This is a genomic window from Kerstersia gyiorum, from assembly GCF_004216755.1.
Taxonomy (GTDB): domain Bacteria; phylum Pseudomonadota; class Gammaproteobacteria; order Burkholderiales; family Burkholderiaceae_B; genus Kerstersia; species Kerstersia gyiorum.
The window spans coordinates 417745-430769 of sequence record NZ_SGWZ01000001.1 but is presented as its reverse complement, the minus strand read 5'-3'; the positions used below and the strand labels follow the sequence as shown (position 1 = coordinate 430769).

Genomic DNA, 13025 nt, shown 5'->3' with positions numbered 1-13025 from the left:
CGGCGACAAAGGAATCATCATGGGAAAGACCACTGGTTTTCTTGAATACCCCCGCCTCCAGGAGACGATGCAGCCGGCAACCAAGCGCATCCGCCACTGGAAGGAATTCGTCCTGTTCCTCAATGAAGAACAGTCCCGCCAGCAGGCGGCACGCTGCATGGACTGCGGCGTCCCCTTCTGCAACAACGGCTGCCCGGTCAACAACATCATTCCCGACTGGAACGACCTGGTCTACAACGGCAAATGGCGCCAGGCGCTCAGCGTGCTGCATTCGACCAACAACTTCCCGGAAGTGACCGGCCGCATCTGCCCCGCTCCCTGCGAAGCCGCCTGTACGTTGAATATCAATAACGACGCCGTCGGCATCAAGTCCATCGAGCACGCCATCATCGACCGTGGCTGGGAAGAAGGCTGGATTGCCCCGCAAACGCCGCAGCGGCGCACCGGCAAGCACATTGCCGTGGTCGGCTCCGGCCCGGCCGGCCTGGCGTGCGCGCAGCAACTGGCGCGCGCCGGCCATGCTGTGACCGTCTTCGAAAAAAGCGACCGCATCGGCGGGCTGATGCGCTACGGCATCCCCGACTTCAAGCTGGAAAAACACCTGATCGACCGTCGCATCGCACAGATGGAGGCCGAGGGCGTCTCCTTCCGCCCCTCCACCTATGTCGGTTCGCCCGACGCCCCCGCCGCGCAAGGCCTGACGGTACGAACACCCGCCTCCCTGCGCGAGGAATATGATGCCGTCATCATGGCGGGAGGCTCGGAAACCCCGCGCGACCTGCCCATTCCCGGACGCGAACTCGACGGCGTCATGTTCGCGATGGACTTCCTGCGCCAGCAGAACAAGGCCGTCGCTGGCGACCGCCAGCTGGACCAGGTGCTCGCCAGCAACAAACACGTCATCGTCATCGGCGGCGGCGATACCGGTTCGGACTGCGTCGGCACAAGCATCCGCCAGGGCGCGGCCAGCGTCACGCAGATCGAACTGCTGCCGCAACCGCCCGAACACGAAAACAAGGCCCTGACCTGGCCCTACTGGCCCGCCAAGCTGCGCACCTCCACCTCGCACCAGGAAGGTTGCGAACGCGATTGGGCAATCCTGAGCCAATCGTTCGAAGGCGACGAAAACGGCCATGTTCGCAAGCTCATCGCCGTCCGTACCGAATGGACACCCGATCCCATTACCGGCCAGCAGCGCATGCGTGAAATTCCGGACTCGCGCATGGAGCTCCCGGCCGACCTGGTTCTCCTGGCCATGGGCTTCGTCGCGCCAGTGGCGTCGGTGCTGGACGCCTTTGGCGTCGACAGCGACAACCGTGGCAATGCACGCGCCAATACCGAGGACTACCATACCAGCGTCGAAGGCGTCTTCGCTGCCGGCGACATCCGCCGCGGGCAATCCCTGATCGTCTGGGCCATCCGCGAAGGCCGCCAGTGCGCCCGTTCGGTGGACGCCTGGCTGATGGGTAGCAGCCAGTTGCCGCGCTGATCAGCAGCCGTTGCGGCCGGCGTCGGCCGCAACGGCTGTTTTTTTCAATACAGGAATAACTATTATTCTCTCTATCATTTGTTGGCGCTAGAATAGCAGCCTACTGTTGTCTGACACCCCGCCAGGACAGCAGAAGCGCTGGGCACTCCCAGTCTGACCATCGTCGTATCCGCGCCACCCAGGCCCGTGGCGCCCGCGCCGGAACTGCCATGCCCGCCTCCCCGACGCCACCCAACGACCTGAATACCCTGTATATCGAACACCATGGCTGGCTGCGTTCCTGGCTGCGACGACGCCTGGCGTCGCAGGAAGATGCCGCTGATCTGGCGCAGGATACGTTTATCCGCATTCTCTTGCGGCCCCCGGTGCTGGCATGCCTGCGCCAGCCACGCGCCTACCTGGCATCCATTGCACGCGGCCTGGTCATCGACCACTGGCGCCGCCAATCGTTGGAGCAGGCCGTCCTTGAGGCGCTCGCCAGCCTGCCCACGGAATATCTGCCCTCAGAGCAGGAACGCCTGGCAGCCATCGAAACCCTGCAGGAAATAGACCGGCTGCTTTATGACCTATCCCCGGCCATAAGACAGACCTTCGTGCTGTCGCAGCTCGAAGGCCTGGGTTATGACGAAATCGCTAGGCGCCTGGGTATCAGCACTCGCACCGTCAAGCGCCATATGGTCCGTGCCTTTGAAATCTGTCTGGCCCAACTCCTGGCAGAAGGCTGATACAAGCATGGCAACCCGCCCAATAAACACTGATGGCGCGACCCGACCTGATGCCCAGGTTATTCGTGAAGCCGCCCAGTGGATGGCTAGACTCAAGGCACAACCCGCTTCCCCTGACGATATCGAAGCCTGTGCACGCTGGCGCCGGGCGGACCCAAGCCATGAGTACGCCTGGCGCAAGGCAGAATTCCTGTTCGACAAGCTGGGGATGTTGTCGCCTGAGCTGAGTGTCCCGGTACTGACCCGCGACCACGCCATCAAGCGCCGTACCACCATCAAGATCCTCAGCATGGCTGCGCTCGCTGCACCTGCCGTCTGGCTGACACGGGAATCCTTCCTGTGGCAACGCTGGCAAGCCGACTATTCAACCGGAACAGGCCAGCAACGCATCGTGCACCTGGATGACGGCAGTACGGTACTGCTCAATACCGGCACCAGCCTGAATGTGCAGTTTGACCGGACCGAGCGGCGCTTGCGCCTGCTGGCAGGCGAAATCATGGTCACGACGAACTCCCGCCCTTCAGACAGCAGGCCATTCATCGTGGAAACATATCAGGGCACCATGCAGGCGCTGGGAACACGTTTCATGGTGCGAGCTCAGGACAACACCCTGCTGACCGTCCTGGAGCACAGTGTCGCGGTCAAGCCGGCAGATCTCCTCGATATACCGGCCCGCATCATCGAAGCCGGGCAGAAGGTTCGCTTCGGCCGCGACCAGATCTCTCCGGTGCAAGCAGTCACCCCGCAGGACAGTGGATGGACCGAGGGCGTGCTCTACGCAAACGATATGCCGCTGGGCGAATTTCTCGAAGACTTGGCGCGCTACCGTCCAGGCGTCGTACGCTATTCCCCCGCCGCCGGGGCGCTGCGCATCTCCGGTGCCTTCCAGTTACCGGACACCCGCCACATCCTCGACATCATCGCGGGCACCCTACCCATCCAGATCAGATATCGCTCGCAATACTGGGTGCAGGTCGATCTGCGCTGATGTCACTTACAAAAAGATACAAATAACCTGCTAGCCAACTGGCACTTCTGTACCGGCTGTTTCGGCCTGAATAGCGATACCTATTCGCACTTTCATTTCCGAGACAGAAACAATGGCGCATCCTTTCTCACGTCGGCCGTTCAAGGCTGGCAGCCAGCCATCCGCGCGCGGATCCTCCCGGTCCATCCCCGTTTCGGTGTGCTGCCTTGCCCTGCTTCTGGGTCTGGGCGACGGCATGCTGGCCCAACCAGCGCAAGCGCAAGACAGCATGCGCCCCGGCGCCAATGTGCCAGGCAGGATCTACGACATTCCCGCAGGCAGCCTGGGAGAAGTCCTGAGCACCTTTGCAGGCCAATCCGGCATCAATATTTCTTTCCATCCTGAACAGACGGCCGGTCTGCAGGGAGCTGCCATGCGTGGCAGCTATACCGTGGAACAAGGCCTGGCGTTCCTGCTACGCGATACACCGCTGGAAGCAGTGCGCCAGGGCAAGGATGTCTATCACCTGCAACTGCGCCCCCGGCTGGATACCAGCGCGTCTGTCACTGCCTTGGATGCCGTGCAGGTCTATGGCCAGGAAAACGCCAAAGACCTCGCCTACCTCGCGCCGCAATCTGTCAATGTTCTGACCCGAGACGAAATCGAACAATTCCGGGGCACTTCGGTCGGCGATATTTTCCAGGGGATTCCTGGCGTACTGATCGGTGAAAACCGTAACTCTGGCGGGTTGGACGTCAATATCCGCGGCATGCAGGGACAAGGCCGAGTACCGGTGCTTGTTGATGGTGCCAGGCAGGAAACCACCGTATATCGTGGTTACTCCGGCGTAGCATCACGCAGTTATATCGACCCAGACCTGATCGGCGGCATCACCATCGAAAAAGGCCCCAGTATGACCGCCCAAGGTACGGGCGCCGTGGGCGGCCTGGTCATTGCACGGACACTCAGCGCCAGCGACATCGTGAAGGATGGCCAGACCTTCGGCGTGCGCATGCGCGGCAGCGTCATCGGCAACAACAGCGGCTCTCCCGTCGCACCCGGCACCACATCAGGTTACTACCCGGGACGGGAATACCGCATCAATTGCAAGCCAGGCAGCGAAGCACAGTGCTCGGCAGGCTACGATCCTGCCAGCATGGTCGGCCCCTCCGGCGACACCACCCTGGAACGGCCAGCCACGCTGGAGCCCAAAAGCTGGGCGAGCAGTCTGGCCATGGGATTGCAACTGGGCAAAGTCGAACTCGTCGCCGCCTATGCAACCCGCCGCCAGGGCAATTATTACGCTGGCAAACACGGTCCGGCCCCAGTCGTGGACATGTCGAATACCGCGCCGGGCCTGTTCGATCTATGGACCTCGGTCTATCCCGTCATGACCGGTGCCTCACGTTTTCGTGCCGGCGAACTGGTCGTCAACAGCAACTACAAAAGCCAATCATCCCTGCTCAAGGCCAAGGCCCACCTGGCGCCGGATCAAGAACTGGAACTGGGCTGGCTGCGCTACAAAAGCGAATATGGCGAGCTGATGCCCTCGCAACTGATATGGCTGGGCCATATCGCACAGACCAACAACAGTGAGGTCACGGCCAACACCTACACCAGCCGCTACAAGTGGTCCCCTGCAGACAATTCACTGCTGAACGTCAGTGCCAATCTCTGGCATACCGACACAGATACGCTGAACCGCAATTACGGTGCCATCAAACCTGACGCCGGCATGATTTCGGCATTCTCATCGGCAGCAGCGGAAAACTACCGCCGCACAGGGGCGGACCTGAGCAACACCATGCTGTTCGACTTCTGGGGCGAAGCAGAACTGCGCTATGGCGTCGCTGTACAGCGCGAAGACGTCAAGCCCACTGGCGGCGACCCGGACGCATTCAACAATGCACGGGATGCAGAGCGGAAAGAGTACAGCACATTCATCGCGCTCAAGTATCAACCCGTGCCCAGCGTGACCTTGGATGCAGGCTTGCGCTACACCCGCTATCACGCACTGGACCACAAAACCAGCAGTATCTGCGAAACCGAGACCGTCGAATCCGACACTGGCAATGGCGGCCCTGCCAGTGTCAGCAGCAGCACCACCTGCGAAACAGTCATGATAGGCAAGGTACGCCACAGCGGTTCTGCCCCCGTGGCCAGCCTGTCCTGGGAATTCGCACCCGGCTGGCAAGTGTATGGACGCTATGCCGAAGCGCTGCGCATGCCCAGCCTGTTCGAATCCAGCAGCGGTTTTTCCGTCAATACGGTCGTCGGCAGCTATCTGAAGCCGGAACACGCTCGCAACCGGGAAGTCGGCATCAGCCTGCTGCAGGACGGTGTATTCACCAACAGCGATGCGCTGCGCCTGAAGTTTTCCTACTTCCGCAACCACATGTCCGACTATCTGACTCGCACGGTCAGCAATGCCGACGAAAGCGATGGATGGCGCATGCGCAATATCGACAGTGCTCGCTTCAATGGTTTCGAAGTTTCGGGTTCCTATGACGCCGGCATGTTCTTCGCCGAATTCGGCGCCACCCGCTACAACCTGATCGAGATCTGCCACAGCGGCAGCTACCGCCGTCAACGCTGCACCGACTTCGGACTGGCCGTGAGCTACGTCAACAACATGATTCCACCGAACTGGCACGGCAGCGCCCGGCTCGGGCTGCGCCTGCTGGATCGCCGCCTGGTACTGGGCATGCGAGGCACGTTCATGGGCGAACGCAATCGTGTTCCTGAATATGACGATCAGCACGTGAACTCCATTTTTGCCAAGCCGGTGGAGTGGCACAAATACAAAATCTTCGACCTGTTCGCCTCGTACCGCATCAACGATGCCATCAGCGTCGATTTCAACATCGACAACCTGACCGACCGCTACTACCTGGATGCCATCGGCCTGGGCGCAGTACCTGCCCCGGGACGTACGGCCAGGCTCGGCATGACGCTGCAGTTCTGAACCCACTCTCAATTTTCCCTGACCTCGTCGCCATGCAGCGAGAGGGCACTGCAATGAGGACCCACTATGAAACATCAATGGCAAAAATGGCTGGCCAGCCTGGGCGCTGCCTCACTTCTGGCCGCCTGCGGCGGCGGAGGCAGCGACTCCGACAACGGCAGCAGCAATGGCAACAACACTGCCAGCCGTCCTAATGCCGTCTTGCGCGCAGCAGTGGGCAACACCCCGCTTGCTGATGGCGACACGCTTGCCGCGGGCACCAAGATCACGCTGGATGCAAGCGGCAGCAGTACACCAAGCGGCACTTTGGCCTACTCCTGGCGGCTGGCGCAACAACCTGGAGACGACGCCATCGACAATCCACAGGCGGCACGCACCCAGCTCACGCCTACCTTGCCGGGCGATTACCAGATCCGGCTCACCGTCGACAACGGCGATGCCCTAGCCTCCCAGCAATTGTCCTTGTCCGTGACCAGCGACCATCCCGTGGCGATGGTTGAAAGACGTGAACGCAATATGCGGCTCGGCCTGATACAGCTCGATGGCCGCGCCAGCTTGCCGCCATCAGGTGGCGACCCCGCCAAGCTGAAATATTTCTGGCGGCTGGTCGCTGCTCCCCCGGCCAGCAAAATAGCGGGTCTGGACGCGGAGGAAGCCATGCTCGCTCAGCCACGCTTCGATGCTGATGTGCCGGGCAAATACGAGTTCGAGCTGAACGTCTCCTACGAAGGCAAAAGCAGCCTGAAACCCGCCACGCTGGTCGTCAGCGTGCAGGAACCCCTGGCCCTGCCCTCTGCCGTCATCGAACCGCTGAACAGCGCACCCTATGTCAGAGGACAAAAAATCTCTTTCGACGCCAGCAAGAGCACAGCCGGCACGGGGGGTGGCGCGCTGCAGTACCGTTGGAGCCTTACCAAACAGGGCCTGGCGCCGCTGCCCGCCATGGAAGGTGCCAACACCGACCGCATGAGTTTCACGCCCAACGCCGTCGATACCTATACCGTCGGCCTCAGTCTGTTCGACGGCGTGCAATATCACTACGACGAATACCGACTGACGTCCGTATTGCCCGACAATGCTCCCAATACGCCACCTGTCGCCGTCTTCCTGCACAATTACAACGAAAATACTTTTGAAATTGAAAAAGGCGCGCGTACAGGGCTCTACGGCAGGTCGTCTTACGATATAGACGAAACCGGCAACATGCAATTCGAGTACGAATGGACCCTGCTCGAAGAGCCGGCACCTGGCGCCGCAAAACTCGAACTGACCGGGCGCTATTCCTATTTCACCCCCCGGAAATTCGATGGCGAAGGCGTGGAAAAGTACAAATTCCAGCTGCGTGTCAAAGACTCGGCAGGCGCCTGGTCCGAACCGGCTATCGCAACCTTCAGCGTACTCAACGGCGCCAACCATGCCCCGACAGCCGAAGCCGGGCCGGCACGCAGCGATAGCACCAGCTTCATGACCGGCACCCAGCTCGAATTACTAGGCCACGGCTCCGATACTGACAACAATCGCATCACGAAATATGAGTGGCAATTGCTGGATCGCCCTGATCACAGTCAGGCTTCGCTGAGCAGCCTGAACACGGAACGCACCAACATTCTCCTGGATCAGCCCGGCCGCTACATGTTTCAGCTTGCGGTCACTGACAGCCATGGTGCCGTCAGCATTCTGCCCAAAGTTTTTTCAATCTACGCCAAGACCCAGAACTTCGCCCCCGAAGCCCGCCCCTACCAGACCCGCGCCTACGACCGCGAGCAACCTTTGCTGATCCACAAGAACCGGGAGCAATTCAGCCTCTACAACACCACACAGGACTTCTGGAACGAATTCGCATTTGTGGCCAATGCCTATGATCCCGACGGCGACAAGCTGGGCTATCTGTGGAGCCTGACAGGCCTGCCGGCCGGCTACGGCACGCACAACGCGTCAATCACATCGTTCCAGACTTGCTATATCGGTGACAACTGGTCCATGAGTTCCTGGCGGGGAACGGAAACCGCAGCCGAATACATCGCCCGGCAAAACACAGCACGGGAATGGACCTCTTGCGCAGACCTCAGTTTCGCTCCTGCCATGACCGGTACCTATGATCTGACGCTCTGGGTAACGGACGGCGCGGAAAACACCGGGCCCTTCAACTTCAGCGTGAACGCCGCCACACGCGAGGACTATCCGAGCCTGTTGCTGGAAGACCTGCACCTCGTCCACCGCTGGAACAGTACGACCGGCAAACTTGAGCTAGTCAAAGACTGGACCTTGTCCTCCCTGTCATCGAGCCAAGTGTTCTTCCCGACCCAAGAACACTTCGCCATGTTCAAGTTCTCCTCACATTGGTATCCCTACCTTTGCAGCGCCAGGGAAAATCACAATCAGGAGCCCTTTGTCCTTGGCACTTACCAGTTAAGTGCTGGCCAGCAAGACTATACGATTGCAGATCTGACCGCCCAGGATGCTTCCGGCAACGCCACACTTGCTTTCGATGGAATCACCAACGGCGAAACCATCAAGAAGGGAGAAACAGCGACCTTCTCCGTCACCTTGAGGCTCAACGAGGACTCCACATTCTGCCAAGATAGTCAGACTGACGGTGCCCTCATCAACACAAACCCCTTCACCTGGTTCTTCCGCATCAAAGAAAAACCGGAATGGACATTCTCGTACTAAGCACCTCACCCAACCCCGGTTAGCATCCCCCGGCCCTGACCACCATCGCGGCAGACAGGCGCAGTAACATAGCGCCTCTGCTGCCTCGATGGCCCGCCAGGACCTGCCATGACTGCCTGTCACTCTGTGCTCTCCACGACTGTCTTCTTACCCTATGCTCGCCTGATCGCCGGTCTGCTGCTGCCCCTGGGGATGATCCCTATGCCAGCGCACGCCGAATTCAGCCCGCCTGCCGAAGCATTCCAGGGCATGCCGGCCAGTGATGCCATGGCAAACCTGCCCCTGGCCATCGAAATTTTTTCCATCCTGCTTTCGCGGCCTGAGAGCATTTTCAAGGCCAAGGACGCAACAGGCTGCGCGTTCGAACCCGAGGCCGCCAGGCGCGCGGTGCTGGGCCCGCAAACCGTGGCCGCGCTGGAAGAAGAAACGCGTAACCACGGCACCGAGACCGAAACCCTGGCAGGCCAGCTGATCCTGGTAGGCAGCCCCTGCCCCAAGCAGGCGTTGCTGACCGGCCTGACCGAGTACATCTGGACCGATGAAAGCCGCCTGACCATGGGCAACCTGGTCACCCTGCTGCACACGCAACAGCGCGGTACGGCCCGCTATGACGCCCAGGGCAATCCCAGCCGCATCCTGAACGTCATCGAGGCCTCTTACTCCCAACTGTTCGAACGTCAGCCCTCCGGCGAGCTGGTTTCCACGGCGCTGCCCGGCCGGCCGCAAGGCCAGGGCGCCTTCAGCATCACTTACGGCCGAGGTGCTATAGGGCAATCCGACGACGTGCAGGTCACCTTTACGCTGATCGACACCGCGCCGTCGCTGACACCTGCGATGCCGCCGTTGCGCAGCAGTGTTGCGATCACCCGCTACACCCAGGAGGGTGAAGTGCTGGAGCTGTACATGAACAACCGCTTGCACATGCGTTCGCCCATGAACAAGCAACAGCAGGTCCATGGCTGGTACGAGATGTTCGGCGACACCGGCAGCCTTGCCTCACGCCCGCTGCGGCAGTGCTACCAGAACGGCCTGCCCGCCGCAGACTCGGCCTGCGCCGGCCAATAACCGCGTGCACGCCGGTGCCGCCGCCCACGACCGCACCGGCAATGAGGTACGAAAGCAACACCTGGGGACACATTCACACAGGAAAACGTCCCCTCTCCGGAAAAACCCCGATTCCTTGCGAAACATCAAATCCCGCGCTGCGGGAAAAAGGCATGCTGGGAGTGTGGTTTTTATATCGCAATGATCAAATTCTGGAGAAGTCAGATGAGCATCCGCACCCTCAAGCCTATGGCCGCCCTGTTGCTGGGCGCCGGCCTGCTGGCATCGCCCCTGGCCCACGCCTACGAAGAAGGAGATTGGCTGTTGAAAGTCGGCGTCAGCCATGTGCACCCCAAATCGAACAACGGCGACATCCTGGATGGCGCTGCCAAACTGAACGTCGGCAACAGCACCCGCCCCAGCTTCAGCGTCACCTACATGGCCACCCGCAATATTGGCGTCGAACTGCTGGGCGCCATCCCTTTCAGCCACGACATCAATGCTGACGGCGCCGTCAACGGCTACATCGGCAAGACCAAGCACCTGCCGCCCACGCTGAGCCTGCAATGGCACTTCCTGCCGGATTCCACCGTACAGCCGTATGTCGGCGTCGGCCTGAACTACACCACCTTCTTCGACACCAAGGCGCGCGGCGATATCGCCGGCAACAAGCTGCGCCTGAGCGATTCCTGGGGTGTCGCAGCCCAGGTCGGCGTGGACGTGGCGCTCGACAAGAACTGGTTCATCAACGCCGACGTGCGCTACATCGACATCAGCTCGAATGTGAAGCTCAATGGCGAGAAGATCGGCAAGGCCAAGATCGACCCGTGGGTCGGCACCATCGCTGTCGGCTACCGCTTCTAAGGCAGTTCCGGCCCGCTGCCGCCAAACCCCTGGCGGCCGCTCCACCGGCCAGCAGGCGCCGGCGTCCACCAGGACGTCCGGCGCCTTCGTCATTCCGCCTTCGTCTTTGCACCGTTGTCATTCCTTCACGCTCGCCGCCGGCCTGCCACGCTGCCAGGCCGCTACACTGGCATCAGCGGCCGCTGCAGCACCCGCCAGGAACTGTCACGTCACCCTCACGATTGCCTCCTGTTTCTGGTAAAACACAGCAGTATCCTCAAGCGTCACTCCAACGCTTGCACTGTCAACCCGAACCCGCGTGTTCCTCTCCTGCGAGCCACTCCATCCATGTGCACACGAATCGTCTATCACGGTAATCAAGGCCAGGTTTTCACCGCCCGCTCCATGGACTGGAAGTCCGACATGCATACCAACCTGTGGGTACTGCCGCGTGGCATCGAGCGCAGCGGCAATTGCGGCCCCGACAGCCTGAGCTGGACCGCAAAGTACGGCAGTGTCGTCGCCACCGGCTATGACATTTCCACGACGGATGGCGTGAACGAGGCCGGCCTGTCGGTGAACCTGCTGTGGCTGGCTGAATCCCAGTATCCCAGCCCCGACCCCACGCACCCGCTGCTGACGATCGCCGCCTGGGCGCAATACGTGCTGGACCTGTTCGGCAACGTGGCCGAAGCCATCGACGCCCTGGCGCAGCAGCCATTCTCGCTGGTAACTTCCAATATCCCTGGCGAGGCACGCCTCACGACCCTGCACATGTCCTTGTCGGACAGCAGCGGCGACAGCGCCATCGTCGAATACATCGACGGCAAGCAGGTCATCCATCACAACCGCGACTACCAGGTCATGACCAACTCGCCGACCTACGACGAACAACTGGCGCTGAACAAATACTGGGAATCCATCGGCGGCACCATCATGTTGCCGGGCACCAACCGTGCGGCAGACCGCTTCGCCCGCGCGCAGTTCTATATCAATGCAGTAGAAAAACAGGACGACCCGGACATGGCGCTGGCCAGCGTGCTGAGCGTGATCCGCAACGCGTCCGTGCCCTTCGGCCTGAGCACGCCCGACCAGCCCAATATTTCCTCGACACGCTGGCGTACTGTGGTCGACCACAAGCGGCTGCGCTATTACTTCGAATCCGCCACCACGCCGAACGTCTTCTGGGTGGATGTCAGCAAACTGGACTTCTCGCCCACTGGCGCAGGCGTGCGCAAGCTGGAACTGGGCCTGAACCAGCGCAATATTTTCCATGGCGAGGTCAATGAAAACTTCGTGGCGGCGCCGCCCTTCCATTTCCTGGGCATTCCCGCCACGCACTAAGCCCCGCAACCAGGCCCCGGCCTGGGCGCCACGCAAAAAAAGAGCCAGGGCGCACCCTGGCTCTTTTCACGTGGGCAGGCCCGGATCAGCCGACCTGGATCTCCACCTTGCGCGGCTGGGCATGCTCCGCCTTCGGGATGCGCAGCTGCAGCACGCCGGCCTCGAACGAGGCCTGCACCTTGTCGGCATCGAGCTCACGCGACAAGGTAAAGGCGCGGCGGTAGTTCTGCGCGTTCACTTCCACGTGCGTGGCCACCGCCCCTTCGGCCAGCGCCAGCGCAATGTTGCCCTCTATCGTCAGCGTATCGCCATCCACATGCAGGTTCAGGCCTTCCTTGGTCACGCCCGGCAGGTCTGCGTACAGGGTGATGCCACCGGCATCCTCCACTACGTCCACGGCAGGCACCAGATAGTGCTTGTCATTGCGGGCAGCCGGCTCGGCAGCAGCGGGTTTGGTCACATTGGCTTCACTCATGGCATTCTCCTTTTTTCTGTCCGGCTCACTGGATGGCGATACGACGCGGCTGCGCAGCTTCCTTGCGCGGGATATGCAAGCTCAGCACGCCATCGCGATAGCTGGCCTGCACGCCTTGCGCCTCGACATCGTCAGGCAGGCTGACGACACGACGGAAACGTCCGGCAAAACGCTCATCCACATGCAATGTGGCCTGTTCCGGCACCTCGCGCGGTGCGCGCTCACCGGAGATCGTCAGCACCCCTTTTTCAATTTGCACGTCCAGGTCCTTGGCCTCGACGCCGGGGACGAACACATGAATGTCAACGGCCTTCGGACTGGTGGCGATATTCAAGCCCGGATAACCTTTGGCCCCGCCACGGATACTGTGCGAACCATCGAAGGCCTGCTGCATGGCGCGCTGCAGGCGATCCAGTTCCGCGAAAACATCGCAGGGAAACAGCGAACGGTAAGACATGGTCATTCTCCTGTCAGGTCTGCGGGCCATGGCCTGGCCGGCC

10 protein-coding genes are annotated in these 13025 nt (G+C 61.0%); 8 read left to right on the top strand and 2 right to left on the bottom strand.

Annotated features, from left to right (window positions below):
• The first annotated feature begins 19 nt into the window (after positions 1-19).
• From EV679_RS01910 to EV679_RS01875, 8 genes are all read left to right on the top strand, one after another.
• Positions 20-1489 carry a glutamate synthase subunit beta gene (locus tag EV679_RS01910; RefSeq protein ID WP_130486406.1) on the top strand — a complete coding sequence of 490 codons (1470 nt, stop codon included), beginning with the start codon at positions 20-22 and terminating at the stop codon, positions 1487-1489.
• Positions 1490-1698: 209 nt separating this feature from the next.
• Positions 1699-2214, top strand: a complete 516-nt coding sequence (locus EV679_RS01905; protein WP_068373110.1) for a sigma-70 family RNA polymerase sigma factor — start codon at positions 1699-1701, stop codon at positions 2212-2214.
• A gap of 7 nt (positions 2215-2221) precedes the next feature.
• The gene (locus tag EV679_RS01900; protein ID WP_165389932.1) at positions 2222-3202 is read left to right on the top strand and encodes a FecR domain-containing protein; all 981 of its coding nucleotides are present in this window, start codon (positions 2222-2224) and stop codon (positions 3200-3202) included.
• A gap of 235 nt (positions 3203-3437) precedes the next feature.
• Positions 3438-6146 (top strand): TonB-dependent receptor, encoded by a 2709-nt coding sequence (locus EV679_RS01895; protein WP_165389931.1) that lies wholly within the window; start codon positions 3438-3440, stop codon positions 6144-6146.
• A 66-nt stretch (positions 6147-6212) separates the two neighbouring features.
• On the top strand, positions 6213-8819 hold the full coding sequence (locus EV679_RS01890; protein ID WP_068373116.1) for a PKD domain-containing protein: 2607 nt from the start codon (positions 6213-6215) through the stop codon (positions 8817-8819).
• A gap of 108 nt (positions 8820-8927) precedes the next feature.
• Entirely contained in the window at positions 8928-9884 is a 957-nt protein-coding gene (locus EV679_RS01885; protein ID WP_130486403.1) for a hypothetical protein, read from the top strand.
• A 204-nt stretch (positions 9885-10088) separates the two neighbouring features.
• Positions 10089-10727: an OmpW/AlkL family protein gene (locus EV679_RS01880; protein WP_068373122.1), complete on the top strand. Its 639-nt coding sequence runs from the start codon at positions 10089-10091 to the stop codon at positions 10725-10727.
• 327 nt (positions 10728-11054) lie between these two features.
• Complete coding sequence (locus EV679_RS01875) at positions 11055-12050, top strand: linear amide C-N hydrolase (protein ID WP_130486402.1); 996 nt, start codon at positions 11055-11057, stop codon at positions 12048-12050.
• 85 nt (positions 12051-12135) lie between these two features.
• Here the strand turns inward: EV679_RS01875 and EV679_RS01870 are convergent, their stop codons facing one another.
• Entirely contained in the window at positions 12136-12525 is a 390-nt protein-coding gene (locus EV679_RS01870) for an Hsp20/alpha crystallin family protein (RefSeq protein ID WP_127775388.1), read from the bottom strand.
• A 25-nt stretch (positions 12526-12550) separates the two neighbouring features.
• On the bottom strand, positions 12551-12982 hold the full coding sequence (locus tag EV679_RS01865) for an Hsp20/alpha crystallin family protein (protein ID WP_130486401.1): 432 nt from the start codon (positions 12980-12982) through the stop codon (positions 12551-12553).
• Positions 12983-13025: the final 43 nt, after the last annotated feature.

What these genes read in the sequence shown, in the direction of transcription:
- EV679_RS01910 (WP_130486406.1), top strand. Translation starts at nt 20, where the DNA reads ATGGGAAAGACCACTGGTTTTCTTGAATACCCCCGCCTCCAGGAGACG.
- EV679_RS01905 (WP_068373110.1), top strand. Translation starts at nt 1,699, where the DNA reads ATGCCCGCCTCCCCGACGCCACCCAACGACCTGAATACCCTGTATATC.
- EV679_RS01900 (WP_165389932.1), top strand. Translation starts at nt 2,222, where the DNA reads ATGGCAACCCGCCCAATAAACACTGATGGCGCGACCCGACCTGATGCC.
- EV679_RS01895 (WP_165389931.1), top strand. Translation starts at nt 3,438, where the DNA reads ATGCTGGCCCAACCAGCGCAAGCGCAAGACAGCATGCGCCCCGGCGCC.
- EV679_RS01890 (WP_068373116.1), top strand. Translation starts at nt 6,213, where the DNA reads ATGAAACATCAATGGCAAAAATGGCTGGCCAGCCTGGGCGCTGCCTCA.
- EV679_RS01885 (WP_130486403.1), top strand. Translation starts at nt 8,928, where the DNA reads ATGACTGCCTGTCACTCTGTGCTCTCCACGACTGTCTTCTTACCCTAT.
- EV679_RS01880 (WP_068373122.1), top strand. Translation starts at nt 10,089, where the DNA reads ATGAGCATCCGCACCCTCAAGCCTATGGCCGCCCTGTTGCTGGGCGCC.
- EV679_RS01875 (WP_130486402.1), top strand. Translation starts at nt 11,055, where the DNA reads ATGTGCACACGAATCGTCTATCACGGTAATCAAGGCCAGGTTTTCACC.
- EV679_RS01870 (WP_127775388.1), bottom strand. Translation starts at nt 12,525, where the DNA reads ATGAGTGAAGCCAATGTGACCAAACCCGCTGCTGCCGAGCCGGCTGCC.
- EV679_RS01865 (WP_130486401.1), bottom strand. Translation starts at nt 12,982, where the DNA reads ATGTCTTACCGTTCGCTGTTTCCCTGCGATGTTTTCGCGGAACTGGAT.